Origin of the sequence: Gemmobacter lanyuensis (genome assembly GCF_014652355.1) — a bacterium.
Lineage (GTDB): Bacteria > Pseudomonadota > Alphaproteobacteria > Rhodobacterales > Rhodobacteraceae > Gemmobacter > Gemmobacter lanyuensis.
Window position 1 is genome coordinate 1 of record NZ_BMYQ01000045.1, and the last position, 836, is coordinate 836.

An 836-nucleotide genomic window follows, 5' to 3' on the forward strand; every position below is an offset into this window, starting at 1 on the left:
ACATCCTTCATCACGATCTCGCCGGTGATCGAGGCCCGCAGCGAGAGCTTGCCGCCGATCTTCGGCGCCGAAAGCCCCGGCATCCCCTTGTCCAGCACAAAGCCGCGGATCTTGCCGCCATGCGCCTCGGATTTTGCCCAGACGACAAAGACATCGGCGATCGGCGCGTTCGAAATCCACATCTTCGCGCCATTGAGCACATAGCCCGAGGCGGTCTTGCGCGCGACCGTCTTCATGCCGGCCGGGTCCGACCCGGCATCCGGCTCGGTCAGGCCGAAGCAGCCGATATATTCGCCGCTGGCCAGCTTCGGCAGGTATTTCTGCCGCTGCGCCTCCGACCCATAGGCGTAGATCGGATACATCACGAGGCTCGACTGCACCGACATCATCGAGCGATAGCCGCTGTCCACGCGCTCCACCTCGCGCGCGACCAGCCCATAAGAGACGTACGAAGCCCCAAGCCCGCCGTATTCCTCGGGCACCGTCACGCCCAGAAGGCCCATCTCGCCCATCTCGCGGAAGATCTCGGGCGCGGTCACTTCCTCACGGTAGGCCGCCGTCACCCGCGGCTGCAGCTTGTCCTGCGCATAGGCCCGCGCCGCATCCCGCAGCATCCGCTCCTCCTCCGTCAGCTGATCCTCAAGACGAAACGCATCGCTCCAGTCAAAAACACCAAGCTCAGGCATATCCTTCGGTTTCAGTTTCGGGGTCTCGGCCATGGTCAAACTCCTTGGATGGGAATGCGCGATCGGGGCGCGGAACAGGGGTCAGCGGGTGGGGACGGGCGTTTCGCCGCGGTAGTCGTAGAAGCCGCGGCCGGATTTGCGGCCGAGCCA

1 protein-coding gene is annotated in these 836 nt (G+C 64.5%); it reads right to left on the reverse strand.

The window, feature by feature from the left end:
• Positions 1 to 719 (reverse strand): acyl-CoA dehydrogenase family protein (locus IE101_RS19665; RefSeq protein ID WP_189635522.1); only part of this gene is annotated, 719 nt, incomplete at its 3' end.
• Positions 720 to 836: the final 117 nt, after the last annotated feature.